This window comes from Nitrospira sp. Nam74, assembly GCF_965152615.1.
In genome coordinates this window covers 496,203-518,461 of sequence record NZ_OZ224220.1, presented here as the reverse complement: position 1 = coordinate 518,461, position 22,259 = coordinate 496,203, and the positions used below count along the sequence as shown (strand labels likewise).

At 54.5% G+C, this 22,259-nt stretch carries 26 protein-coding genes and 1 pseudogene; 12 read left to right on the top strand and 15 right to left on the bottom strand.

All coding sequences use genetic code 11. The features are described from left to right. The first annotated feature begins 117 nt into the window (after nucleotides 1-117). The 3 genes from ACWHYZ_RS02530 to ACWHYZ_RS02520 all read left to right on the top strand — a co-directional run bounded on the left by ACWHYZ_RS02530 (nucleotide 118) and on the right by ACWHYZ_RS02520 (nucleotide 2,319). On the top strand, nucleotides 118-612 hold the full coding sequence (locus ACWHYZ_RS02530; RefSeq protein WP_447985725.1) for a response regulator: 495 nt from the start codon (nucleotides 118-120) through the stop codon (nucleotides 610-612). Between the two features lie 438 nt (nucleotides 613-1,050). Then, entirely contained in the window at nucleotides 1,051-1,368 is a 318-nt protein-coding gene (locus tag ACWHYZ_RS02525) for a PilZ domain-containing protein (RefSeq protein ID WP_447985724.1), read from the top strand. Nucleotides 1,369-1,560: 192 nt separating this feature from the next. Then, complete coding sequence (locus ACWHYZ_RS02520) at nucleotides 1,561-2,319, top strand: PEP-CTERM sorting domain-containing protein (RefSeq protein WP_447985723.1); 759 nt, start codon at nucleotides 1,561-1,563, stop codon at nucleotides 2,317-2,319. Between the two features lie 33 nt (nucleotides 2,320-2,352). Here the strand turns inward: ACWHYZ_RS02520 and ACWHYZ_RS02515 are convergent, their stop codons facing one another. Beyond that, nucleotides 2,353-2,706 (bottom strand): hypothetical protein, encoded by a 354-nt coding sequence (locus ACWHYZ_RS02515; RefSeq protein WP_447985722.1) that lies wholly within the window; start codon nucleotides 2,704-2,706, stop codon nucleotides 2,353-2,355. A 1,103-nt stretch (nucleotides 2,707-3,809) separates the two neighbouring features. On the opposite strand from ACWHYZ_RS02515, the gene ACWHYZ_RS02510 reads away from it, so the two are divergent. Together ACWHYZ_RS02510 and ACWHYZ_RS02505 are read left to right on the top strand one after the other, a co-directional pair. Beyond that, a complete protein-coding gene (locus ACWHYZ_RS02510; protein WP_447985721.1) occupies nucleotides 3,810-4,109 on the top strand; it encodes a hypothetical protein in 300 nt (99 codons plus the stop codon). Nucleotides 4,110-4,442: 333 nt separating this feature from the next. Further along, nucleotides 4,443-4,595, top strand: coding sequence for a hypothetical protein (locus ACWHYZ_RS02505; protein ID WP_447985720.1), 153 nt, complete (start codon nucleotides 4,443-4,445; stop codon nucleotides 4,593-4,595). A gap of 19 nt (nucleotides 4,596-4,614) precedes the next feature. Here ACWHYZ_RS02505 and ACWHYZ_RS02500 read toward each other — a convergent pair whose 3' ends face one another. Together ACWHYZ_RS02500 and ACWHYZ_RS02495 are read right to left on the bottom strand one after the other, a co-directional pair. Further along, nucleotides 4,615-6,348, bottom strand: a complete 1,734-nt coding sequence (locus ACWHYZ_RS02500) for an ATP-binding protein (RefSeq protein ID WP_447985719.1) — start codon at nucleotides 6,346-6,348, stop codon at nucleotides 4,615-4,617. 196 nt (nucleotides 6,349-6,544) lie between these two features. Further along, entirely contained in the window at nucleotides 6,545-7,630 is a 1,086-nt protein-coding gene (locus ACWHYZ_RS02495) for a FecR domain-containing protein (protein WP_447985718.1), read from the bottom strand. Nucleotides 7,631-7,781: 151 nt separating this feature from the next. Between ACWHYZ_RS02495 and ACWHYZ_RS02490 the strand changes: the two are divergent. After that, nucleotides 7,782-8,006, top strand: a pseudogene (locus ACWHYZ_RS02490) (transposase); the annotation flags it as partial. 37 nt (nucleotides 8,007-8,043) lie between these two features. Here ACWHYZ_RS02490 and ACWHYZ_RS02485 read toward each other — a convergent pair. Next, complete coding sequence (locus ACWHYZ_RS02485; RefSeq protein ID WP_447987649.1) at nucleotides 8,044-8,235, bottom strand: hypothetical protein; 192 nt, start codon at nucleotides 8,233-8,235, stop codon at nucleotides 8,044-8,046. A gap of 234 nt (nucleotides 8,236-8,469) precedes the next feature. Between ACWHYZ_RS02485 and ACWHYZ_RS02480 the strand changes: the two genes are divergently transcribed. Then, the gene (locus tag ACWHYZ_RS02480; protein WP_447985717.1) at nucleotides 8,470-8,754 is read left to right on the top strand and encodes a hypothetical protein; all 285 of its coding nucleotides are present in this window, start codon (nucleotides 8,470-8,472) and stop codon (nucleotides 8,752-8,754) included. 132 nt (nucleotides 8,755-8,886) lie between these two features. On the opposite strand, the gene ACWHYZ_RS02475 is transcribed toward ACWHYZ_RS02480, so the two are convergent. Together ACWHYZ_RS02475 and ACWHYZ_RS02470 are read right to left on the bottom strand one after the other, a co-directional pair. Then, nucleotides 8,887-10,037, bottom strand: a protein-coding gene (locus ACWHYZ_RS02475) for an IS3 family transposase (RefSeq protein WP_447985716.1) whose coding sequence is annotated in 2 segments (ribosomal slippage) — nucleotides 8,887-9,776 and nucleotides 9,776-10,037 — 1,152 coding nt in all. Because the reading frame shifts where the segments join, the coding sequence is not laid out codon by codon here. A gap of 628 nt (nucleotides 10,038-10,665) precedes the next feature. After that, on the bottom strand, nucleotides 10,666-10,989 hold the full coding sequence (locus ACWHYZ_RS02470) for a response regulator (RefSeq protein WP_447985715.1): 324 nt from the start codon (nucleotides 10,987-10,989) through the stop codon (nucleotides 10,666-10,668). 242 nt (nucleotides 10,990-11,231) lie between these two features. Here ACWHYZ_RS02470 and ACWHYZ_RS02465 point away from each other — a divergent pair, with 242 nt between their 5' ends. Then, nucleotides 11,232-11,570, top strand: a complete 339-nt coding sequence (locus tag ACWHYZ_RS02465; RefSeq protein ID WP_447985714.1) for a hypothetical protein — start codon at nucleotides 11,232-11,234, stop codon at nucleotides 11,568-11,570. 710 nt (nucleotides 11,571-12,280) lie between these two features. Then, nucleotides 12,281-12,526, top strand: a complete 246-nt coding sequence (locus tag ACWHYZ_RS02460) for a hypothetical protein (RefSeq protein WP_447985713.1) — start codon at nucleotides 12,281-12,283, stop codon at nucleotides 12,524-12,526. Between the two features lie 27 nt (nucleotides 12,527-12,553). Here the strand turns inward: ACWHYZ_RS02460 and ACWHYZ_RS02455 are convergent, their stop codons facing one another. From ACWHYZ_RS02455 to ACWHYZ_RS02440, 4 genes are all read right to left on the bottom strand, one after another. Then, on the bottom strand, nucleotides 12,554-12,709 hold the full coding sequence (locus tag ACWHYZ_RS02455) for a hypothetical protein (RefSeq protein ID WP_447987505.1): 156 nt from the start codon (nucleotides 12,707-12,709) through the stop codon (nucleotides 12,554-12,556). Then, entirely contained in the window at nucleotides 12,672-13,001 is a 330-nt protein-coding gene (locus ACWHYZ_RS02450) for a hypothetical protein (protein WP_447987648.1), read from the bottom strand. The genes ACWHYZ_RS02455 and ACWHYZ_RS02450 overlap by 38 nt, the downstream gene beginning before the upstream one ends. 169 nt (nucleotides 13,002-13,170) lie before the next feature. Beyond that, nucleotides 13,171-13,650 carry a hypothetical protein gene (locus ACWHYZ_RS02445; protein WP_447985712.1) on the bottom strand — a complete coding sequence of 160 codons (480 nt, stop codon included), beginning with the start codon at nucleotides 13,648-13,650 and terminating at the stop codon, nucleotides 13,171-13,173. Nucleotides 13,651-13,753: 103 nt separating this feature from the next. Beyond that, nucleotides 13,754-13,885, bottom strand: a complete 132-nt coding sequence (locus ACWHYZ_RS02440; protein WP_447985711.1) for a hypothetical protein — start codon at nucleotides 13,883-13,885, stop codon at nucleotides 13,754-13,756. A gap of 169 nt (nucleotides 13,886-14,054) precedes the next feature. On the opposite strand from ACWHYZ_RS02440, the gene ligD reads away from it, so the two are divergent. Next, nucleotides 14,055-16,625, top strand: coding sequence for a non-homologous end-joining DNA ligase (gene ligD / locus ACWHYZ_RS02435; protein ID WP_447985710.1), 2,571 nt, complete (start codon nucleotides 14,055-14,057; stop codon nucleotides 16,623-16,625). A gap of 570 nt (nucleotides 16,626-17,195) precedes the next feature. On the opposite strand, the gene ACWHYZ_RS02430 is transcribed toward ligD, so the two are convergent. Then, entirely contained in the window at nucleotides 17,196-17,786 is a 591-nt protein-coding gene (locus ACWHYZ_RS02430) for a PAS domain-containing protein (RefSeq protein ID WP_447985709.1), read from the bottom strand. Between the two features lie 468 nt (nucleotides 17,787-18,254). Between ACWHYZ_RS02430 and ACWHYZ_RS02425 the strand changes: the two genes are divergently transcribed. Continuing rightward, nucleotides 18,255-18,653, top strand: a complete 399-nt coding sequence (locus ACWHYZ_RS02425) for a response regulator (protein ID WP_447985708.1) — start codon at nucleotides 18,255-18,257, stop codon at nucleotides 18,651-18,653. On the opposite strand, the gene ACWHYZ_RS02420 is transcribed toward ACWHYZ_RS02425, so the two are convergent. The 3 genes from ACWHYZ_RS02420 to ACWHYZ_RS02410 all read right to left on the bottom strand — a co-directional run bounded on the left by ACWHYZ_RS02420 (nucleotide 18,622) and on the right by ACWHYZ_RS02410 (nucleotide 20,734). Beyond that, nucleotides 18,622-19,242, bottom strand: a complete 621-nt coding sequence (locus tag ACWHYZ_RS02420) for a sensor histidine kinase (RefSeq protein WP_447985707.1) — start codon at nucleotides 19,240-19,242, stop codon at nucleotides 18,622-18,624. The genes ACWHYZ_RS02425 and ACWHYZ_RS02420 overlap by 32 nt on opposite strands. Before the next feature lie 254 nt (nucleotides 19,243-19,496). Next, nucleotides 19,497-19,838 (bottom strand): DUF2173 family protein, encoded by a 342-nt coding sequence (locus ACWHYZ_RS02415; protein ID WP_447985706.1) that lies wholly within the window; start codon nucleotides 19,836-19,838, stop codon nucleotides 19,497-19,499. Between the two features lie 581 nt (nucleotides 19,839-20,419). Continuing rightward, nucleotides 20,420-20,734: an RNA-binding protein gene (locus ACWHYZ_RS02410; RefSeq protein WP_447985705.1), complete on the bottom strand. Its 315-nt coding sequence runs from the start codon at nucleotides 20,732-20,734 to the stop codon at nucleotides 20,420-20,422. 436 nt (nucleotides 20,735-21,170) lie between these two features. On the opposite strand from ACWHYZ_RS02410, the gene ACWHYZ_RS02405 reads away from it, so the two are divergent. Beyond that, nucleotides 21,171-21,605 (top strand): hypothetical protein, encoded by a 435-nt coding sequence (locus tag ACWHYZ_RS02405; protein ID WP_447985704.1) that lies wholly within the window; start codon nucleotides 21,171-21,173, stop codon nucleotides 21,603-21,605. A 34-nt stretch (nucleotides 21,606-21,639) separates the two neighbouring features. Here ACWHYZ_RS02405 and ACWHYZ_RS02400 read toward each other — a convergent pair whose 3' ends face one another. Further along, entirely contained in the window at nucleotides 21,640-22,182 is a 543-nt protein-coding gene (locus ACWHYZ_RS02400; RefSeq protein ID WP_447985703.1) for a Slp family lipoprotein, read from the bottom strand. Between the last annotated feature and the right edge of the window lie 77 nt (nucleotides 22,183-22,259).

The following is a 22,259-nucleotide window of genomic DNA, read 5'->3' as shown; positions in this document are numbered from 1 at the left end:
CGTAAGTCTGGATACGTAGGATTAACGGACTTGACAGAATACTGCCAAAGGGACTAGGTTCCGATCTGGCCTGGCACTTAATCGTCCCTCCGTAGTTCCGGTTAGGCGGGTGCGTCGATGACTGTTCGGCTTCTGCTCGTCGATGATGATCCTTTCGCCTTACAAGCGGTCTCACATACCCTCCGGCACTTTCTCCCGACCCTCTCTCTTGAGACAAGCGTGAACCCGGTCTCTGCACTGTTGAAACTAGAACGTGAATCCTTCGCGGTTGTGCTGTCGGATTTTAATATGCCCGACATGAACGGTCTCGGTTTACTCCGAGCGGCACGGGAAGCTGGATCGGAAGCATCATTCATCCTCATGACGGGAGACAGCACAGACGACATGCTGATAGAAGGCTTGCGGCTGGGCATATTCACGTTAGTCAATAAGCCGCTCAACCGCGCCACATTCATTCCGCTCGTCCAGCAGGCCATTGAATGCTATCGTCTCCGGCAGGAAGTTGCTGAGCTGCGGCGAACGCTGGTTGAATCGGGGCTAGAATTGGGTTGTCTCATGCGAAGGCTCGCCGCGGAGACGGACGAAGTGTTTCAGCAGCCGTTGCCGTATTAATGCCTGCCTCTTCGTAGGCTTCTATGTAGTTATTAACACTACGTCTGTATGCCTACTTATACTCCGTGTCTTGACTGTAGTTATATATCCTACATAATCGCGGTGGTCGATTTACTGCTCGCTGTCCGAAACCTGGAGGCTATCATGCTAAACGGAGCTAGCCCGATGTGCTCACGCTGTCACAATTTACTCGTTCGCGTTGCCTTAGAGAAGCATGACTCCGGTCTGCGCTGGCTCTGGGCATGGCGTTGTTTCGCGTGTGGCAATATGATTGATTCAATCATCCTCCGGCATCAAAACGCGCCACAGCAGCCAGGCCGTAGAAAGGCGTATGCCCGATGAGAGCAGCTACTGACATGGGTAAATTATAACCTCTTCGTTCCGCCGTTTCTGCCATGAGTGTTTAGCTGACGTTAGATCAAATTAAGAGGACCGTTGATGGAGCGGCGAAGACATGCCCGCATTGCACAGAGAGCCGTCTCCGACATCCCCGTGGCTTTCTCTGGCGAAGCAAAAGGCACCGGCACCCTGTATGATCTCTCCCCGGGCGGATGTAAGGTAGGCTGCACCAATCCACCTCCACTTGGTGCGTCCCTCACGTTACAACTTCATGTGTCGCATAACGCTGATCCGGTGAAGATCCATGCCGGGGTTGTAGGTTGGACGATTAAGGGGAAATATTTTGGCGTAAAGTTCGTGCGAGTCGAAGCCACTGAGCAGTTTGTCTTACACCAATATCTATCCCGCCTTTCTTAATCTTGTCTCTGCATTTAAGAAGGCATCCCAAAGGGATGGTAGCTGCCTACTTCAAAGTGAGAATGCGTAAGGGCTGAACCTATGGCTTGTTTGTACCCGGTAGAGTAACCTCGTACGCATCATCAACCTTTTCACTACTCGCCACAGGCTTAGCCGGAGCGGCGTGGGTTTCAGGAGAGAGGTGACGAGGACATGACATCAACACTTGCTGTCCCCTTGAAGGAGGCAATAATGTTCGACCGGAAGACAGTCTGCTTGGCCTTCTGTATCTATGCGAGCCTAATGGGGCAAGCATACGCAGTCTCGCTCGCTGAGCTAATCAACAATGGAGGCAGTGTCACGTCAGGCGATGTGACGTTCTCAAACTTTACTGGAACGTTCGGGCGTGCGCCTTCGAGCTTGATTCCCCCCGAAGGTTGTTGCCGCTTTCCGACAATAGCTGACATCACTATCCAACCAGGTACACGCACAGGGTTCATCATCAATGGAATCGAACTATCCGGTTCATGGTCCACTGCTTCCACGCTGGGAAGTCCAAGTCAACTCTGGTATCAACTTCTGTTGGGGTACGATGTCACGATTGAAGGTTCTCAAACTCTCAGACGAATGGAAGGGGCTGTTGTTGACCCCCGCTCAGTAACTGCTGTTGGCGTGTTTTTAACTTCTGGGCCTCAATCTGTAAGAACATTCTTCCCTGACTCCGGTCAGTCCTCGTCGGAACCTCAAAATATCTCGGCCTCATTCTTTCACGTTGATGAAAGGGTAGATGTCCTTCCTCTTGGCGGTTGTAGCATCGGGCGGCCTAGCCCGGTGCCACTCGGGGGTTGCTCGTTTGTAACCAGTGCATCAATAGCAAGCAGCTTCACAGCCGTTCCTGAGCCAAGGACAGCCTTGCTCCTTGTGACGGGGCTAGCTGCGGCGGCGTGTGTCTTTAGGAAAAGAACGGTCTAGGGACGATAGGAATGTCAGGGGCCAGATCTGCTGTTAGTCAGTTTGGTTATTTTCATTATAGAATCTCTGAATCTCTTCACGAACATAGCCCAGTAACCACCCAAGCAAGACACACGCCCAAATCAGAACGGATGCAATTAAGCGGTTGGTAGTCCCTTCATCGACGTTACCTCCCGAAGGCGAGTACAGATAACCACAATAGGTCACGATGGTCGCAATCAGGGCGGCTCCAAAGGACCATTCTAGGCTTGCTGTTAGAGCAGTCATCAGGACGGGGACCACATACAGAACTGGCACTGCGATTCCAAGCGGCGTGACACAGTCCAGCACAAAAACCAACACGAATATTGGAATAATGCCGAGTCTCATGCCCTTGATGATTCGCACAATTCTCTTCGGGTCTACGTCAAGTAGAACCCCGACCGCCGCCAGTGCGAAAAGGGAAAGAACCGCTTTCCCGCCTCTTTACAGAGCACGACTTAGCACGGTGTTTACCACGGACCGAAGCAAGTCACTAGACTACTTCGCATACATAACTGCCTACGAAGGTCCTTACGAAGTCGGCATTATTTCTAAACAGAGCCTGGCAAAATTTTCGGGGTGTGTCCGAGCATAGCTGTCACGTTCTTGCCTTGTTCTAAAAGAAAGAAGAAGAGAAGAACGCAGGTGGCTAGGCGGTGAGTCCTGGCCTTTACAGATTGAAGCCCAGCGACTGTTGCCCGGATGATCTCCGACGGCGGTCAACGTTTCTCAGTTCCTTATGCGGAGACACCCGCCGAGCGGTACGAGCCGAGTTCAATATAAAGCGAGTACGGATTGCCCCATTTCGAACAAGAGGCGATAGCGTTCGGTGCCAGGCTGACAAATGATTAAGGCGAAATAGTTTGGCAGTCCCGCATTTTGCGGCAGACCATCATTGAGGCGGGGCAGAGCCGGCACACTCATTTCAAAAGGGGGACCGCCCCACTCCGCAGGCTACCCTTCCAACGTCTTAAACCTTGCCTCTGAACACGGCCTGCAAAATAGGTCTCTCATACAGGTCATATAGTCATCTAATCTGGGAGGTACATCCCCACCCTGAAGGTATAAATTTCAAAACCGCGTGAAATCGATTGCAGGGACCGTTTTTTCGAGTCGCCGGGGGGGTGCTGGATTGGTGACCCATGCTGCAGGCGCTTTTAGCTAACGGATAGCTAACATGGCCCTAAACAGTATCCTCAAGCATTTTGCTCCAATATTGAACGGCCGCACTGGCTTAGTGACGTCGCGCATAGACGCACGTTCATTTCTCCGTGAATGACCAATTCGAACTCGTCGCTCACGCCTGTATTCTCTTGATATCCAATAGTCTTACCAGGTTGAGGTGGTCTGTCCGATCTTTTTAAGGCGAGACGCGATTTCCTGAAATAGTGGGTCTGAGAGCCGTTGAGCCAGGAGGGCATTGGCCTAATATGGCAATTCCAACGGACTTCGCTACCGGGGAGGTTCCTATGATCGCTGTCATGGTGCGGTTCCAGTACGCGAATGAATTCAACGAGGCGCGTCTACAGCAAATCGCCGAAGGTGCTCGCGGCAAGTTTCAAGGCATGTCAGGTCTACGATCTAAGGCATTTACCGTTGATGCAGCTAAGCGCCAAGCTCTCAACTTCTACGTCTGGGAGTCAGAAGACGCTGCACGGAAGTTTTACTCGCCGCAAATGATTGATGGGGTCGCCAAAATCTACGGCGTCCGGCCGAGCATCGAATATGTGAAGCTTGCCGCTCTCGTTGAAAATCCGCCGTCGATTTAGAATCACCTGGACTAGGAGACTGCCCATGATAGTTAAATTCGAAAAAGGGACGCAATGAGAGCCCCTTCATGTGGGCAGCGTAAATCAGCCGTGGACGAACTTCGTGTGCTGTCGTCGATGAAGACTCATACCATAACACCAACCGTTATCGGCCACGACCAACAACCTGCACGCTGCGGCGCTGAATGAAATTGTGCGTGTTCTGTCCGTGAACCCATCCAGAAGACGCCCCTTTAGCCCAAAATCAAAGTGGAGTAGATGGATATTTCGTGGTGAGTATTGTAGTGCCCCTTGTTTATGCTGTGGTAGATGCCCTCGTATGAAGCTAACTATATGGCCAATAAACTCGATCACAAAGAATTAGTCGCCTTTGACGAGCTGACGCACTCGAATGTGTGGGAATTGGAAGCCCTCGTCGAAGTCGGGGTCGCGAAGGGCGTTATCTCTTTCGAGAGATACACCGCCATGGAGTTTCTGCCAGGTTGAGGGACAGGGTAAGGCCAGATCACGGGGTGGTGGATAAGGCAAGCCGTTTCGGTATCGTCTGGGGCTGTGACGAGTTGTTCGACACACCTATTGCCTTCTGATTTCCTAGTAGTACTTGCCTCACCACATCAGTGAGTCCCTCCGGGGTGAACGGTTTTTGGAGAAACGCTGTGCCGGTTAGCATATCCTGCTTGAGAGCGGGGTGATCGGAATAGCCTGACATATAAAGAACCTTAATGTTCACATGTCGCTGTCGAACGTGTTGGATGAGCTCAAGACCGCTCATCTGTGGCATCACGACATCGGTGAGGATAAGATCAGGAGGGTCTCCACAAGTCTGGATGATCTGTAGCGCCTCAATGCCATGGGAGGCTTCGAGCACCTGGTATCCGCTGTCGCGCAGAATCTTTGCGACGAGTGTGCGTACGGCTAGTTCGTCTTCAACGAGCAGAATGGTCCCACTTCCGGCGGCCCGAGCCGGCGCGGCGTCATTGGACAGAGCGGCAGCCTTGTTACTTACGGGCAAATAGATCGTAAACGTCGTACCCGTCCCCACTTCGCTCCGGACCGTGATCGCCCCACCGCTTTGTTGCACGATTCCATACACGGTCGACAAGCCTAATCCTGTGCCCTTTCCCACCGGCTTCGTCGTGAAGAAAGGCTCAAAGACTTGAGACTGGACGAGCGGATCCATACCGCAGCCCGTATCAGTCACGGTGACCGCTACATAGCGACCGGGAGAAACAGGCAGCTGACTCACTTCGGAAACACGCATATTGCCCGTTTGGAAGTCCAACCGGCCACCGTGCTCCATGGCATCACGGGCATTGACGGCGAGGTTCAGAATGACTTGTTCTAGCTGACTGCGATCAATCTCGATGTTCTGAGCAAAGGAATCCAGATTCGTCACGACCTGAATGTCCTCGCCCAAAAGCTGCTGCAGCATGCCCGCCATACTGAGGATGACCTCGTTGACGTCTACAATTGTAGGACACAAAACCTGCCGACGACTGAAAGCCAGTAATTGTCGTGTGAGTCCTGCCGCGCGTTGTCCAGCCCCGCGTATCTGTGCCACGTCGCGCCTCCACCTGGCTTCATCGAACGACGCGGAGAGGAGCATCTCGGAGTAGCCCATAATGACGGTCACGAGGTTGTTAAAGTCGTGCGCAATACCGCCTGCGAGGGCGCCTATGGCCTCCATCTTTTGAGCTTCCCGTAACTGAGCCTCACTTTGGCGAAGGGCCTCAGTCGTCTGCATTTGTTCGATCACCGCCGTGGCGAGCGCGCTTAAGATGGCAAGGATATCCGCATCTTCTTTTGTAAACACACCTTCTTTCTTGTTGAGAATTTCGAGCACCCCTAGCGGCTGACCATTCCAGCGCTTCAAGGGAACGACAATCATCTGCCGCGTGGTATAGCCCGTCGTGGCGTCCACGATGGACAGGTGTCGCGAATCGCCCTCCACGTCTGTCACGATTTCGGCTTGCCCGGACGTAAAGACGGCGCCGGCTAATCCATGGCTCCAGGGAATGGACGTCCCGATCACTGTGGAAGCCGTAGGACCCACAGCGTCGAAGAATACGAGTTGCCGTCTCTCGGCATTGACTAGAAACACCGCTCCGGCATCAGCATCGACCAGTTCGACGGCGGTTGATATGGTGTAGTGAACAGCATCTTTAACGTCGGTACGGGTGTAAAGGCTTTCACTAATCCGACCGACTGCCTCAAGATATCGATTGGCCACTTTTTCCATTTCCTACCATCCTCGATTGATATTCGCCGTGGCATGATCTTATTTGCTGCGACATGCTGATTTTGTAATGAGCCGATACCTCCCGGTCCTTTGGTCCACTACATGACCCATGTGATAAAGCATAGCGACCTTCAGTGAGATGCCTATAGAACGATAGTCGTACGACCATTGAGGACAGTGACGTCTGCCGGCTTCGTTAGTGCAAGAGGCCATTGACCACAGGCAGTGCCGATATCACATTCGGAGGCGTGATGGGGACCGCTTGAGCGACCGCCGTCACGGCCGGGGCCACCGGTGCGATGATCGTCGTCACAACCGGGGCCACCGGCGCGGTGATTGTTGTCACGACGGGGGTGACAGCGGCAATCGTCGATGTTATGGCTCCTATGGCCGGTGCACTCGGCGCCGCGAGGCCCGCGACAGTCTGCACAGTAGATGTCACGACAGACGTTCCTGTGGACACCACCCCCGTAATCGTTGAAGAAGCGGCCACAGGAAGACTCGATGTGGAGGCAACGACCGGATCCGCCACCCCGGGCATGGGGACGCTGGCAAAAGCCGGCATAGGAGTGAGGCCGGGACCAACGGCGTGGAGGGTGGCCTTCGTTGAATTCGTCTGAAGTTCTTCTCGGACGTCAGTGGCTGCAACGACATTGGAGATCTTCGGCGCATCAGTGAGGATGGAAGGAGTGGTGGGAGGAGTTCCATCCACCGCCATGGAGTAATAGCCCGGCTTCACCACGACCATCTGGCCACCGGCCGAAAAAGCTACATCACCCTTGTCACCAATGTTTGCCATTCCCGTTGTCCCATCATTCTCGATCCAAACGATAAAATACGTGCCACGAGCCGCAGCGACGGCCGTGGGCGTATGGATCTCAAACCGTGATCCGGGACCGGCAAAGTGTTTTCCCACTAGCGCCCGCACGTGTCCTGCAATCATGTTCACGATGACGCTGCGCTGATCCACATGAGGGTTAAATACGTATTCGTCGATCTGAATCCGTGTGTTCTCACCAACCGTCAATAGCGTGTCATCAACAAACAATGCTTTGGTATGGGCCTTCGACTCGGTCTGGACCTCATCATGAAAGAGAACCTGAGTCAGCGGAGCCACGTGTTGCCGGACATTGGGAGCGGCAGCATGCGTTACGGTCACATTCCCCTTGACGACAGTAAATTGTCCGATCGGTTGCTCCATAGCGTGAACATTGGATGCCACCGCGGCGAGCAACAATAAGGCAAGCGGTGTCCCTGATAATTCAATAAGGCGTCGTTCCATGGTCTACCTCCACATCAATTCTTCAATAAGCCTAGCAGGCCGCTACGAACTGCCAATGCTTCTGAAGATGTACGACCAGTGGCAGTAGAGGAAAAAACTATCAGACCTTTTCACTGGACCTCGCCTTTAGTCGTATTGTCCGCCCGACTCGTTGCCCGCTAGAGGGGTTCTGAGCCAGCCCGGAATTCCTGGACACCTGGTTAAGGTCAAATTGGGGCAGGAGGGGTGTCTGGGACAGAGGCGGAAGTTTTCAGCCGAGTACAAGCATGAAGCAGTGGCAATGCTCGGCGCGCCTGTGGTGACGGTGCGCCAAATCGCTCAGGAGCTTGGGATTGGGGCCAATGTGGGGGGACGGTGGCGACGGGAGCTGCGGGGCAGGAGCCGGTGCAGGCATTTTCGGGAAACGGCCGGTGTTATGGTGACTTTTTTGCAGCGCCCCCCTGGCTTTCATTCAGAACGCCCTGCTCGTTTGCTTCTTCTATGGGAAACTTCTCGCAGGGTTTATGGGCGCCATGTCCGCCTTGACTGACTTCATCTCGATAGCGTTCCTCTTCTTTCGCTCGCTGTACGTTGGCCTCGTCTAAATCAGAATGATCGTCCGCCACGTATACATCTCCTTTTCATAATTCCGCTTCATTCTAATCGTCCTTAGCCACACCATCATTCATCGTACTCGTGGGTGCGCCTGGAAAGTGTAGGCATGCAGGCGACACCTAAGCCAGGTGCCATAGCTTTAAGCATCTCCCGATGTCAGGCGACCCTCACAGTCAAGGGCAAGCGTGACTGATATTTTGTTATCGCGGTTAGGTCGTACGATACTAACAAGAAGGAGGTGCTTTATGACTCGTCTGACGACACTTGGCGTAGCAACCGTGCTGCTATTCACAAATACACCACTTGGCTTCGCGCAGAGTGGATCGGGGGGAATGTCGGGCGGCGCGTCTGGCAAAGGTGGAACCCAGCAATCCCAAGAAATGATGCACCAGGAGCGCATGAAGGAACAACAGGAAGGCAAGGAGTCACCCCAGGGTCTGAGTTCCAGTACAAAGCAAGAGGAAGCGGGGCAGACGCCTCAGAAAAGCCGAGAAGAGAAAGAACGGGAACATGGGAAGAAGGGACACTAGTTCGCTACGCCGATCGATGGCAAATCTCAGGATAGTGCCTAATCTTATAGGAGATTAGAGACATGGCAGAGTTAAAAGACCCGACCAAAAAGACGGGCGTCATGAGCTAGCCCGGATTCCGTGGACACCAAGTTAAGGGTCACTGATCCGTCGCTCGAATGCCAGCGAACTGAGATACCCGAGGCTCTGGTGCAGCCGCTGGCGATTGTAGAACCCTTCGATGAACGCAAAGATATCGCGGCTTGCCTCCTCTCTCGTGTGATACGTCTGATGATGGACGAGTTCATTCTTCAGGGTACTGAAGAAGCTCTCCGCCACCGCATTATCGTAGCAATTGCCTTTGCGACTCATGCTTGGGATCATGCCAAGCGTCGTGAGTTGTCGTTGATACGCGAGAGCGCTGTATTGAGCGCCCTGATCTGAATGATGAATGAGGCCCGGTCGAATGCGCCGTTGACGGACGGCCATCGCGAGAGCATCCAGCGTCAGCTGTTGGTCCGGTTGGCTCTTCATGGCCCAGCCAATGACCCGCCGTGAATACAAATCCAGGAGGACTGCCACATAGAGCCACCCTGTCCGTGTGGCGACCATGGTGAAATCTCCGACCCAGACGCGATTCAGCCCGGTCGTCGCAAAGCGCTGCTGTAAGACGTTGGGAGCGGGGGGCGGCAAGTGATGGTGTTCGACGATGACACGGAAGCGGCGCACCCGTTTGGCCTCCAGCCCGCCGAGCTTGCGCAGGCGCACGACCCGATGCCGCCCACACCGAAGGCCCCGGCGCGTGGCCTCTCGCCAGAGTTTGATCGCTCCATACTCTTCCCGCATCTCTTGATGGAGCTGGTGGAGAAGGGGGAGCAATCGCTGATCCGCGACGGCGCGCGCACTGGGGGCGCGGTCTCGCCAGGCGTAGTAGCCGCTCCGACTGACGGCCAGGGCCGCACAGAGCCGCGTTACCCCATGGTGCGGTTCCTGAGTCCGGATAAATGCATATCTCACGTGGACTCCCTCGCAAAGTACGCGGCGGCTTTTTTTAAAATGTCTCGCTCCTCCGTGACGCGCGCCAGTTCACGCCGCAACCGGGCCAGCTCGGCCGCCGGTTCCGCCTGACGCCCCGACCCCGGGAAGGCGCCGCCGTGCGCGACGACTTCTTTTTGCCATTTATAGAGACGATTGCGCGGGATGCCCAATTCACGGGCGATCTCGGCCGCGGGCCGTTGCCCCGCGTTCAAGAGTTGCACGGCTTGTCGTTTGAATTCCGGGGTGAACCGTCGTCGCTGCCCCATTGCCCACCTCCCTGGAGGCCATTGTGCCCCCTTTTGAGGTGTCCATCAAACCCGGGCCAGCTCATCACACATTTTGCGCTCGAAGAGGAAAAAAAGAATCAGGAGCGCGTTCCTCCACGGGGAACGTCCAAAGAAGAGATCACGACGACATCGCAATCCGGGCAGGAGCAGAGTGCGCCGTCTACTGTCTCCGAGGATGGTGACGAACAAACCATCGCCCGCCTTAGCCCCAAAAGCGGCAAAAGGGGTGGTGGGCCGAATTAGTGTCTTGAACGAGGAAACCCGTTGCACAATGTCGGTCATCGGCGGCGTTGCATGTGGCAGAACTGGGCAGGCAATCAATTAGATAGTGAATGATTCGACCTTTGGCGCTACGGATGTGCACCGTGCCGCTATTCATTCGAGCATCATGAGGCTCTCTTGAGCCCGTCGTGTTCCACCTGGATGGTTGTTACGAGCTGATCAAACGAATCGCCGAGTCCAATGGGTTGCCACAACTAATGCAGCGCAGGAAGATAATCGGTTCTTCTGTGTGCCGTCGTAGACAGGTGAAACATTAGCGGAGCATTACAAGGCAAACTAGACCAAATGCCTAATAGTTATTTCAAATCACGGTTTCGACAGGCTTCTACACCTCATCCGTCTCGCACGGTTCTGATAACTCTTCAACGCGCAGTGCTTGACTGATATAGCTGGGCAACTCCTCTCTCTCAATCGGCTCCTGAAGTATGGCATAAGCACCATTGGCCTCTGCGGACCTGACCATATCCCCATCGTGCTGCCCGGTCAGCAGAATGATGGGCACCACTCTTGGAAACGTGATCCCATCTATACCTGGCATCCGCCAATCAACAATGATCAGATGATACCCGTCGTTTCGGACGAGCCGCAGTGCCTCATGCCCCGAAAACCGTAATGATGTTTCCAAAGCCGCCGATGAAAAACGCCTCACTGATCAGTAACCAGATGATCCCCCATGTTCGACCCCCAGGGCGGAATATCTTGTCCGCTTGTCCGTGCTATGAACCCGACTTAAGCGATGAGGACGGACACGGGGTATGGGCTCTGACTGATGCCCTCGCCGCCGTACAATTGTTACATTCAGCGATAAAGTGGCGCCGTTGTGAGAACAGAACAAGGCCTATGGTAAGGGCAGTGCGGTGCACAAAAGTCTCACCTGTGTAGCAGGTCATCGTGAACGTCATCGCTATAGCATTCCCGATCATCTCGTTCGCTGTTTCTATTGGTGCATCGGGCATCAGTTGGGCCGATAGAGTCGATGGTAGTGCCCTGACCAAACAGCGAGACGAGCCTGGCAGCACCAGTACGGACAAGCATCCTACGGGCCAAGAGCAGCGGCTGCCTGTGCCGAAAGACTGCAAGGAGATTGAAGCCGGGACAGGGTTTGGGGGTGACACGACGCAACAAGCTGCGCAACGGGATTGCGAACGGTCTCGAGCCCTTGGGAGCGGAACAGGAGTAAGTTCAGGAACCGGCAGCGGGAAAATGCGGTCAGGACAAGGAGCGCGGTGACGTTAGATACTTGAGGGAAGAGCACAATTCCTCACGTTACATTGAAGGGCCTGACCACAGCTCTCGCACGCCGTAGCGTTCAGCCTGAATACTACCTCGCTCGGGCGGCGTGGGCTATGTAATGCACACCAGGATGTCGGGTCTCGGCGATGTGCAACCGAAATGTTTGGCATCGTGCCCTATCGGTGAAGCCTGGTACGTTTGACCGTGCGCTTTGCCACAGACATGGGATACTGGGCATCATGCTGCCTTCTCAATACCGACTGTTAGTAAGATGGAAGCCAGCCATTGCCTCAGCCGTGATAGCTTCATTCATCAGTCTGATCCTGATTTTCCCTGGATCAACTTTAGCGGATGATCAAACGTATGGGAAGCGGTCAGAAGGGGTGGGTGTTCATCTGGCGAGCTGGGCTCTTACGATCCCTTACATCGTCGGGAAAAGTGCGTTCGCCCTCACAGGCGCCATTGTGGGAGGCATGGGATACGTTTTCTCTGCGGGAAATCAAGAGACCGCTAAAGCTGTATGGACAACCAGCATCTGTGGAACTTACATTATCCGGCCAGCACATCTGAGGGGCCAAGAGCCGGTTCATTTTCTCGGCACGGCAGAGGAAGCTCAGAGCGAGTCTCTACACCCTTCATCGCAGCCCGCACCGCAGACGACCCCGCAACCGTAGCGGAAACAGTGGCTGAATGCAAATAGGCAGAGATTGGGCGGCGAAGAACGAGAAGATCGCTTTTTTCATCCTGTGGAGCTTGATAAGAATGGCAAGATTGTCTACTCCGATCAGTTAGACATGTTAGAGAAGTACATTATCAGAGACGCCGATGCTATTGATGAGCGCTATGTTATGACGGGAGTCGGCGACAAGATCATCCAAGCCATTGTCGATGAGTGGATAGAGTCGTTCCCCTTTTCCACCCGCCAACACCATGTTGAACAAGCTGTGCATTAGGTATTGTTCACAGGCACCGCCTGAGTACTACGAAGTCTCCGGGTTACTGTTCGTGAGCCGTGCGAGATCTTGCATCTCTGGAGCGAGATCTGAGTATATCGGACGCCATCGGGGCACCGACACGACGCCTATGATTTGCTCACCTTCAGTGATGGCGAAGTGACGAATGCCATGCTCCTTCATTAATGAGATAGCGGCCGTCATGTGATCCGTTTGGTCCAGGCTGATGAGGGGTTTCATCATACGCGTTGACGGTGGGTGTCGACGCATCTAGACCTTTGGCCACGGCTTTGTGGTTCAGATTCGTATCCGTCACGATGCCGATATACCACGCTCCCTTGCGGACCAAGAGAGATCCCACCCGCCATCTGTCCGACAACACACCGGCTCCTTTGAGCGTCGCATCCATGTCGTACTTCGGATCGTCACGATATATATCTCCAATGCGGTGGGGTACGTCGGGCATCATGGTCATGACCCTCTTTGTCTCGAAGATAGGTGCCACACCGCTGGTACGCAGGTCGGCACGGCGCTTACGACTAATCCAGTGGGCAACCGATTACCAGGTCATGGGAGCCGCGCGAATAGCAATCGGCCTTGGGGCAGTACCGCAACAAGTATGTGAGAGACGATATGGTGTCGTTCTAGGATTTGATCGTATAGCCACAGACTCGACAATTCTTCCCTTCTGATCCAATCGGTTCTGCACACTGCGGACATTTGACGCGGGCAGTGTCTGGGAGACCCTCACCCGCAATGCGGCCAGCCTTGAGGTAAATGATCAGGCATGGTATCGCCATGAGCAGAGCTATCCCTATCCCGATCATAGAAGTGAATCCCGCACCAGAGGTCGGCTTTTCAGCAAAAGTGTTGCCGCCATACAGCAACATTGCGAGACCGAGGAGTATCCACTCTACGGCCCCTAGAAGGCCACCGATCGACCACACCTTGGCCACGGTCGCGGCTCCATTGAGAACCGCGTACGTTGTTAGGGCCCAGCCCCCCAAAAATGTGGCCATGATAAACGGCGAGGCAACTTCCCTCGGGCCTATAATGAGGCCGAAGATCATATAGATAAGAAATCCGGAAAAGAGGCCGACAAGCAGAGCGGAAAGTATTCTCATGTCCTATCCCTCTTTGTCTCGAGAAAAGTGCCACAACTCGGCGCTAGGCGGAGTACGAGGCGGCTATCTGGCCATTGTCGAAAGACTAGCGCCGAGTGCGCCCTCACGTGACGACGCTGACACCAAACCGTTGCCGGATACGCTCCACGGTGGTGGACAGCCGCGCCCCGTTGCTGATGCGGCGGTCGACTGCATTCGTATCTTTCTTGACCGACCGTGTCTCGAAATTCATCATCGTTATCGGATCATCACATCGATGCTTCAGTTGCAACGCTAGGACAGTACTAGTATCACGCGTCACGACGTGGGAGGCTGACAATCGATGGCGCTGCGATTGCCTTACATGCCACTCACTGGTAGCTCGCGCCTTATCGCACGCGATCGTCCGCTGCTAGAATGTCCTCATGGCGACCCGCCGCACACGTCCACGCCCTTCGATGGAGCAGCCGCCCGGGCTAGACACCCTGAACGTCCAAATTTCGAACCCCACCAAGGCTCTTTATCCCTCCGGCTATACCAAGGGCCAGATCGTTGGCTATTACATCCAGGTTGCGCCGTTCATCCTCCCCCACCTTCGGGATCGGCCCGTCACCATGAAGCGGTACCCGGATGGTGTCCAGGGGGAGTTTTTCTATGAAAAAAACGCGCCGAGCTTCACGCCCGCCTGGGTGCAGACGTTCACCGTCGACCGGAAAAGCGGCGGCCAGATACGGTACATCCTGCTGAACGATGCCCGAACGCTGGCATGGGCCGCAAATCTGGCCAATGTGGAGATCCATCCCTTTTTGCACCAGGTACCGGAGTTACAGCGTCCCACTTCCATTGTCTTTGACCTTGATCCTGGCGAAGGAGCCGACATCCTCACGTGCGCGCAAGTCGCGCTCTGGCTCAAAGACGTGTTGGAACAGCTCGGGTTGCAATCATGCGCCAAGATGTCCGGGTCCAAGGGCATGCAAGTATACGTGCCATTGAACACATCCGTGACGTATCAGGAAACGGAGCCGTTTGCCAAAACCATGGCGCAGTTCCTTGAACAGGAGCATCAGGGTCAGGTCGTCTCCAATATGGCGAAGGCGCTACGAAGGGGAAAGGTGCTGATCGATTGGAGCCAAAACCATGAGAAAAAGACCACAGTGGCGGTCTACTCGCTCCGCGCCAAGCGGGATGAGCCGTCGGTGTCGATGCCTGTGAGATGGGATGACCTACGGCGAGCGCTATCAGTAGGGAATTCCAGCCAGCTCTATTTCTCGCCGGATGCGGCATTACGACGCCTTCGGGCGCAGGGAGATCTGTTTACTCCCTTACTGACTGTAGAGCAAGAGTTACCCGCTGCATTCAAACAGCCCCACGACCGCAACCCTGCCGTCTCTCGCGCCTTGGAGGCGTACCGAGAGAAGCGGAATTTCGTGAAGACGCCGGAACCGTCGGGGCTCCCGCGTCGTAGCCGCCAAGGCGGACGGCGAAGATTCGTCATCCAGAAACATGCCGCCAGTCACCTGCATTATGATTTGCGTTTGGAAATGCACGGTGTGCTCAAGTCCTGGGCCGTCCCCAAAGGGATGCCCTATGCCTTGAATGAGCCGCGGACAGCGAACGCCACCGAAGACCATCCACTGGACTATCTCAGCTTCGAGGGCACCATCCTGAAGGGCGAGTATGGCGGCGGCACCGTCATGGTCTGGGATATCGGCACCTGGGACATCATTGAAGGGAACTACTACAAGGGGAGGCTGCATATCTTCTTGGACGGGAAGAAACTCACTGGCGAATGGCTCCTATCGAGAGACCGCGAGCGGGGTGAACGATATTGGTCCATCACAAAAACCGACGCGGCAATGAAGGTGTTGTCCCGTCACAAGGAGGACGAATCGGCATTCTCGGGTCGCACCATGGCAGAAATTACCATGGCTGATGATGCCCAGTGGCACAGTCATCGAACCTCCTCTAAGACGCCACATAAAGACACGAGGCCACCTACCGAGACGCCGCATCACCTGATCGATATCGAGAACCTCCCACCGGCCACGATGGCATTCATCGAGCCGATGCTCGCTCATCCCGTTTCGACGCTGCCGCAAGGCCCGCAATGGCAGTATGAAATCAAGCTCGACGGGTACCGGGCCCTGGCATTCAAAACAGAACGAGGCGTGCAGCTGCTGTCTCGGCGCAACAACGTCTTGAACACACAGTTTCCGAAGATCGCGTCGGCCTTAGAAGCCCTGCAGGACGGCACCGTCCTGGACGGCGAAATCGTGGCCCTGGATGAGCAAGGCCGGCCCTCATTTAACCTGCTCCAGAACCACCGGAGCGCGGCGAGCACCATCGTGTTGTACGTGTTTGACGTGCTCGCGTACGCGGGGAAAAGCCTCGTCAGTCTACCATTGAGTAAGAGACGGCATCTGTTAGAGCTTGCCGTTGACCGAGTCCCCGAGCCGATACGCTTGTCCCAGCCTTTGAAGGCCAGCGTAGATGCGTTGATTGCCGCGGCGAAGGAGCACGGGCTTGAAGGGCTGATCGCGAAAGACGTGAACAGCCCCTATCAATCCGGTGAACGGACGGGGGTGTGGGCCAAATACAAAATTCACCACGGTCAAGAACTGGTGATCGGAGGGTACTTGCCCGGTACACCGACATTCGACGCCCTCCTAGTGGGGTATTATGAAAAGGACAGGCTTCTGTTCGTAGGCAATATTCGGAATGGCTTTGTACCCAGCGTGAAGGCCGACCTAGCAAAACGGTTCAAGAGACTGGACACGGCGGTCTGCCCCTTTGCAAATTTGCCCGAACCGAAGAATGCCCGCCGGGGCATGGCTTTAACGGCGGACGTGATGAAGACCTGTCGATGGCTCAAGCCAGAGTTAGTCGCCCAGGTGGAATTTGCGGAATGGACCGAGAACAACCATTTGCGGCATTCCAGATTTGTCGGCTTGCGCGACGATAAAGATCCGCTCAGCGTCATACGAGAGGGGGCGTGAGCCAGCTCGGTCTTAGCCCAAAACCCCGCATGGGTGGCGACGTTGCTGGCAAACACACCCTGAAGGGGAACGACCGACTCATGTCGCTCAATGCATTCCAGGAATGCGAATGTCACGGTGGGCGTCAAAGGGCCATTGCTAATCGTGCATACGCCCCCCGATGCAAGAAGTGGGCGGGCAGGAAGCGCCCTACTCAGCCGGCGGGCATTCTTCGGTTCGGGCAAATTTGCAAAGGGGCAGACCGTCGTGTCCATATCACCGTGCTGACCCCATTTTCCCACTGCCGGTTCCCGAACTTACTCCTGTGCCACTCCCCAGAGCCTGCGATCGTTCTCAATCCCGTTGAGCAGCCTGCCTCGCCAGCCTGGAAAGCGCACTGGACCGGCTTTGGAAACATGCCAATATGGCGCACGCGCGTCTGGACGTCGCTCACCATCGCTTAAATGGTGAAGCAACAAGAGTCCCGTGAAGGTGTGTTAAAGCGCCTGGCTTCCCGCTAATAGGTGAATCGCCGACAGGCTGTCACTGAGGGGCATCGCGTGCAGACAGGAACGGTGGGCAGAAAGAAGATTACGAATCTTTCCGCTGGAGCCGTTCTAATTCGGCTTCGGTATCTTGAAGGCGTTTCTTAATTTTAATCATTTCCAGCTCCCGTCCCACCACGGCCTCTTCAAACTTCTCCAAGTCCCGGACTTTGTCGTAAAGAGTCTCTTGCGCCCGATTGAGGGTACGTATCGTGTCCTGTAGCTGGTGGTTTAAACGGGTGACTTCGTCGAGTGCCTGCTTCATGTCCGTCTGATCGCGCATCACCTTCGCGAATCCCCGAAGCGTCCCCCCTTGTAACGCTATGGTTAAGCCGCTGCACCAAAACTGCGAGTGATCCTTTCGTACGATCCAGCGATCATCGCTGGCCTGCCCGACTGCGACAGCCGTCGCCAGTTCCTTCTCTGGTTCCTGCTTCGCCCGGTCTTCAGCGGTAAAAAACAGGTCCGCCCTTTGGCCCACAATTTCGTTGTCCTGATATCCTAGAAGCTGTTCGGCAGATTCGTTCCAGCTCGCTACGCGGCCCTCAGCATCGAGTGTGAAGATCGCCAACCCATTGACGTTCTTGACGAGCAGATCAAACAATTCTGAATTGCCGCGCAGCTCCATGTCATCCATGCGTCCATAGTTATTCGCTCGTGGTCCAGCTGGATATCAGGATGAGGGCGGGTGTGCCGTAAGACGGAGGCGAGATGTCATGTGTTCGTACCAAGGTGGCTGTCCTCAAAGCGCACCAACGATTTAGAGAGGATGTTATGCGCGACACGGACTCAGTGAGAAAGACAACCTGGCAAAAATATCAGGATGTGTAATTTATTCTGTCCTCCTGCCGAATCCTTAGCCATCCGCAACCTTTCCCTGTGAACCTTGACTTGCCGAATCAGCTTCCCTATAAGGATACCGAAGTAAGGGCGACAATGTCGTTGCCTTTACGTAGACTCGATCTTCAGGACAACGGCGTCCTTTATGGTTCATGGTGGACCGGAAGGACGTTGTGTGTCTCCATCCCTCCGGCTGTTCCACCCACACATTGCTATCGTTTATTTCATCAAGCTGGCCTAACAGGACTATTCTTGAGCGAGACCTATGGTTCGTGCCCTCCTAGCCGTTAGGCATCACTCGCTTCGTGCCGCTCTGCTGGAACACTTACGGTCGAATAAGGTTCTGTGCGAAGATGCGGCCAGCGCGGAGGAATTGTGGGACCAACTGCGGCTCCACGAATGGGATGTCCTTGTTCTTGATCTCCGCCTTCCTCAGCACACCAAATTGCAAACTGTGCGAACGATCCAGGGCCGCTATCCGAATCTGCCCATCTTGGTCATTTCCTTTGCGGCTGATATCCCGGCCAAGTCATGGCAATCGGCCGGGGCAGACGGGTTTGTCTCCAAGGCTCGCCTCAGCACTGAACTCATTGAGGCGGTCAGGGTTATCAGTCAGGGCGGGATGTATTTTTCTAGCGAGGGGCCAGAGGGAAGGATACGGTGAGGCGTGTCCCTTCAGCCGGTGTACTCTCGATCAGCAATTCGCCTCCGAGTGTCCGCGCTCGCTCTTCCATGCCTCGTATCCCAAAGCTCTCTGCGGCTCTCAGGCGAAGTGGATCAATCCCAATCCCATTGTCGTCAACTGCTAGGAAGCCCTGTCCCCCACGCCGTTGCACGGTCACTTCAGCGGTTGTGGCACGGGAGTGTCGGGCAATGTTCGCCAACGCTTCCCGTACGATCAGCACCACTAATACTCCGCGCTCGGCGTCCAGGTCCAGAGGTTCACAGTGTCGGTCACATTGAATCCCTGTACGCCGACTAAATACCTCACAGTCCTCTTCTAACGTCGCAATCACACCAACTTCTGCAAGTCCAGCGGGGTTGAGTACAAACACCTCTTCTTGGACCGCTCGCATCGCACCATCAAGCTCTGGGATCAACGAATCCACAGTGGTTTGAAGCCAGGCCTGCTTGGCCGGATCAAGAGGGTCCCGGAGAGTCTGTTGAATGCGGATAAGTTGTAGCTTGGCGAGAGAAAGAAATTGTGCGACGTTATCGTGAAGTTCAAGAGCCAACCGGTGACGCTCTTCCACTCGCAATCTCTCCCGAATATTTTGGTAGTCCATCCATCTATGACGAGACGCAATATTCGAACCACGATCAACGAGCATGGGAAGCGTGGCTAACGCTTGCAGCCAGTCATTGGAGAAGCAGTGTGTGCGGGAGCGACCAGAGAGTAGTGTGTGAAAACGCACTCGCGGAGGTTGGTGTCAGACCAAAACCGGCAGCAGCTCACTCTATTCGAAGCTTAGTAAGTTCACATCACCATTGCAGCCCTACGGCGCCACTACCGGCGAGGGCCGACAAGTGCCTCAAAGAGTTGATTGAAGTCGGCCTCTGCCGTCTTTACGAACACACCACGATGACCGCCGACTGCAATCGTCATATCACCACCGGAATATGCCCATCCTTTCTCCGGCAGCCAATTTAGCCCGCTGATTTTGGTGTGTGCAGCGGCCAGTGCGGCCAAGAGTTGGGTCACGGCTGCCGCAAACTGAGCGGTGAGGTTGAGGACGTCTTGCGGCAGATCCTGTCTGCCATGGTAATCGATCAGCTTGCCATCCGATGAAAACTCTCCAGCAGCAATGACGCCTTTCAGTTTCAGTAAATCGTCTAACGACGTAGCCATATTCTCCCCCCATTTTCTCACTCGTCCCCATACGGCTAAACCTGCTGACCAAATGCTGCCCTGATAGTAAGCCCCAGACCCCCTTAAAAAAAAAGAGGTCAAAGTCTTGTCAGTTTGAGTTTTCTCGCGTTCGTGAAGCTTTCACTTCAGAACGTTTCGAATTCTCTTTCCAACCTGGCTTTGGCCTCAGTGCAACACTACCACAGTCGTATTTCTTAACAATCAAGCGAACCATGATTTTTTTGTCGTACTCCCTCTACAGTTAACGCCAGCCCCTGTGGATTGTCGGACAGGAATTAATATAGAGAGCCAACGTTTGGAGCGAAACCCACAGCAGGATTGCTCAAACGACCAAAGGAAGTGGAATCACGGCAGAGAGAGAAGGTGATTAGTTTTCGCAGGTAAAATTCGGCGACATGCCATCAGCGGGTCAGATGTAGTTGCGCTGGACGGACGGCATCCGATCGGTCGGCCGCAGTGATTTTCGTATAGCCTCATTGCAGACATTTCGATTCTCAATTCTCGTTAGAAAATTCGTATGGCCAGAAAGAGAGGAATGGCTATTCAAGGGAAAACGTCCACTAACCGAAGACCAGCGCTCCATCCCGTGATTCCGAAGCCTGGAGGTGCGATAGGCTGTCGTCTTCTCGACAAATCTTCGCCACATAGACAATCCTGCTCGTTGCGTCCAACTCATCCGTTCCATCTAACGCCGTGATCACCTGTCGTGCGTCTTCTTCCGTCGCCATTTCTACGATGCCAAACTGAAGCGACCGTCCGTCGCTATCAGTAATTACTTGTGCTGAAATCGTTTGGCCATAGAGTAAGCACAGCAGGTTGAGTTGGCCAGATGTTACCCATGGTGGTAAGCCGTCAAGGCATAGTGTATGGCTCATGATGGTCTCCTGACTTCTTAGTGATGCAAGTTGCGTCTGCACCGGAGCACAGCGACACAGATGTTACGGTGCCTGTAAGGTCACCTATAGAAGAAGGATGGCCAACCGACAGGAGGGACGGCCGGCCATCGCGTCACAGCGATGGGGCACTCATCGCCTAACCTTCTCCTACTGACTGTTATACGTTTATATGACTATGACTAGGTAAATATATCCCAATGGCGCGCAATGAGGTGTCCGGCACCTACCTACGGCTCATACCTAACCTTTTGTTTTCTTGTGGCTTCTTCACTTCGCCTGCACGGATGTTCATCCTCGTCCACATTCTAGGTGGATCGGGCTAAGGACTCGAGCCGATAGCAATTTGTGGCTATTGTCAGTCACCATCGCTGCCGTTTGGACATCGTTTGGGATACATGAAAGGAGGCCATAACGGATGAAATTCATAGCTGGTCATGTCACGTTAATCATAACTAGCCTCGCCGTGCTGGTCGCCACATCGCTTGAGATCGGGTGCATGAGTCGTCTGCCGAGCACAAGTCAAACTGGTAAGGTGGAAGAGATTGTTATTGGAACAGCGGTTGCTCCACCTGAACTGACACTCGCACCTGGCGATGAAGTCCGATGGGTGAATCGACAACAGGGACCGGTGAGTATTATCTTCTTGGAGCCGATACAGGAACAGGTGAGCTGTGAACGGGGCTTTGGTGTTGCCGGAGTCGCGAATGCGACGCGGCTTGCTCCTAATAAAGGCATCAGCCTATGTTTTGCGATGCCCGGCACCGTACGCTATACCGTGCACCTCGACACACCGACGACGGCAGGTGAATTCAATCTTCTGGGCGTCCTTCACATCCAAAAGGGGGGATGATGAAGACTGTGATCCTGCGTTACTTATAGTGTACTTACTTGGGAGACGCAGGAATCGTGAGAGATGGACCGACGCCTACAGGATCTGTAGAATAACCGGCACCACGCCAAAATGTATTGCCGAAAAATGTAGATGGCTGCCCCATCAACGGCTCCCATGCCTTGAGATACTGTATCTTGAGAACCGGGTAGGTGTAATCCACCTCAGCAATTGGCCTCGTACTCGCTCCGGCGATTTCGCCAACTATGGTCACCCACATTCCAGGATGGAGGACGGCGGGATCAATGAAGTCGTTGTTGGTAGCTAGAAATCGGCCTCCGGATTGGGTCGTATCTTTTTGAGGCATATCCCATCGATCCAGTGGTAATTGAAGCACCTCAATCCAGGTCCCATCCTTCGTCGGCTTGACGTCTACCACCCGACCTCCTTGAAGAATCGTGCGACCACGGTAGGAGCCTGGCGACTGTTTCAATTCATCGAAGCGTACCGACTTATCGACCGGCATGAGATAGGACTCAGGAACGGCTCTCAAGGATGAACACCCGGCCAATAGAGTCAAAAGAAGCGGAACCAGCATGTGCATGCCGCCACTATAGATCGGGAGTCTACGTATGGATATAGGCCTGCGTTGACTCATTGCGTAGGGGTAACATT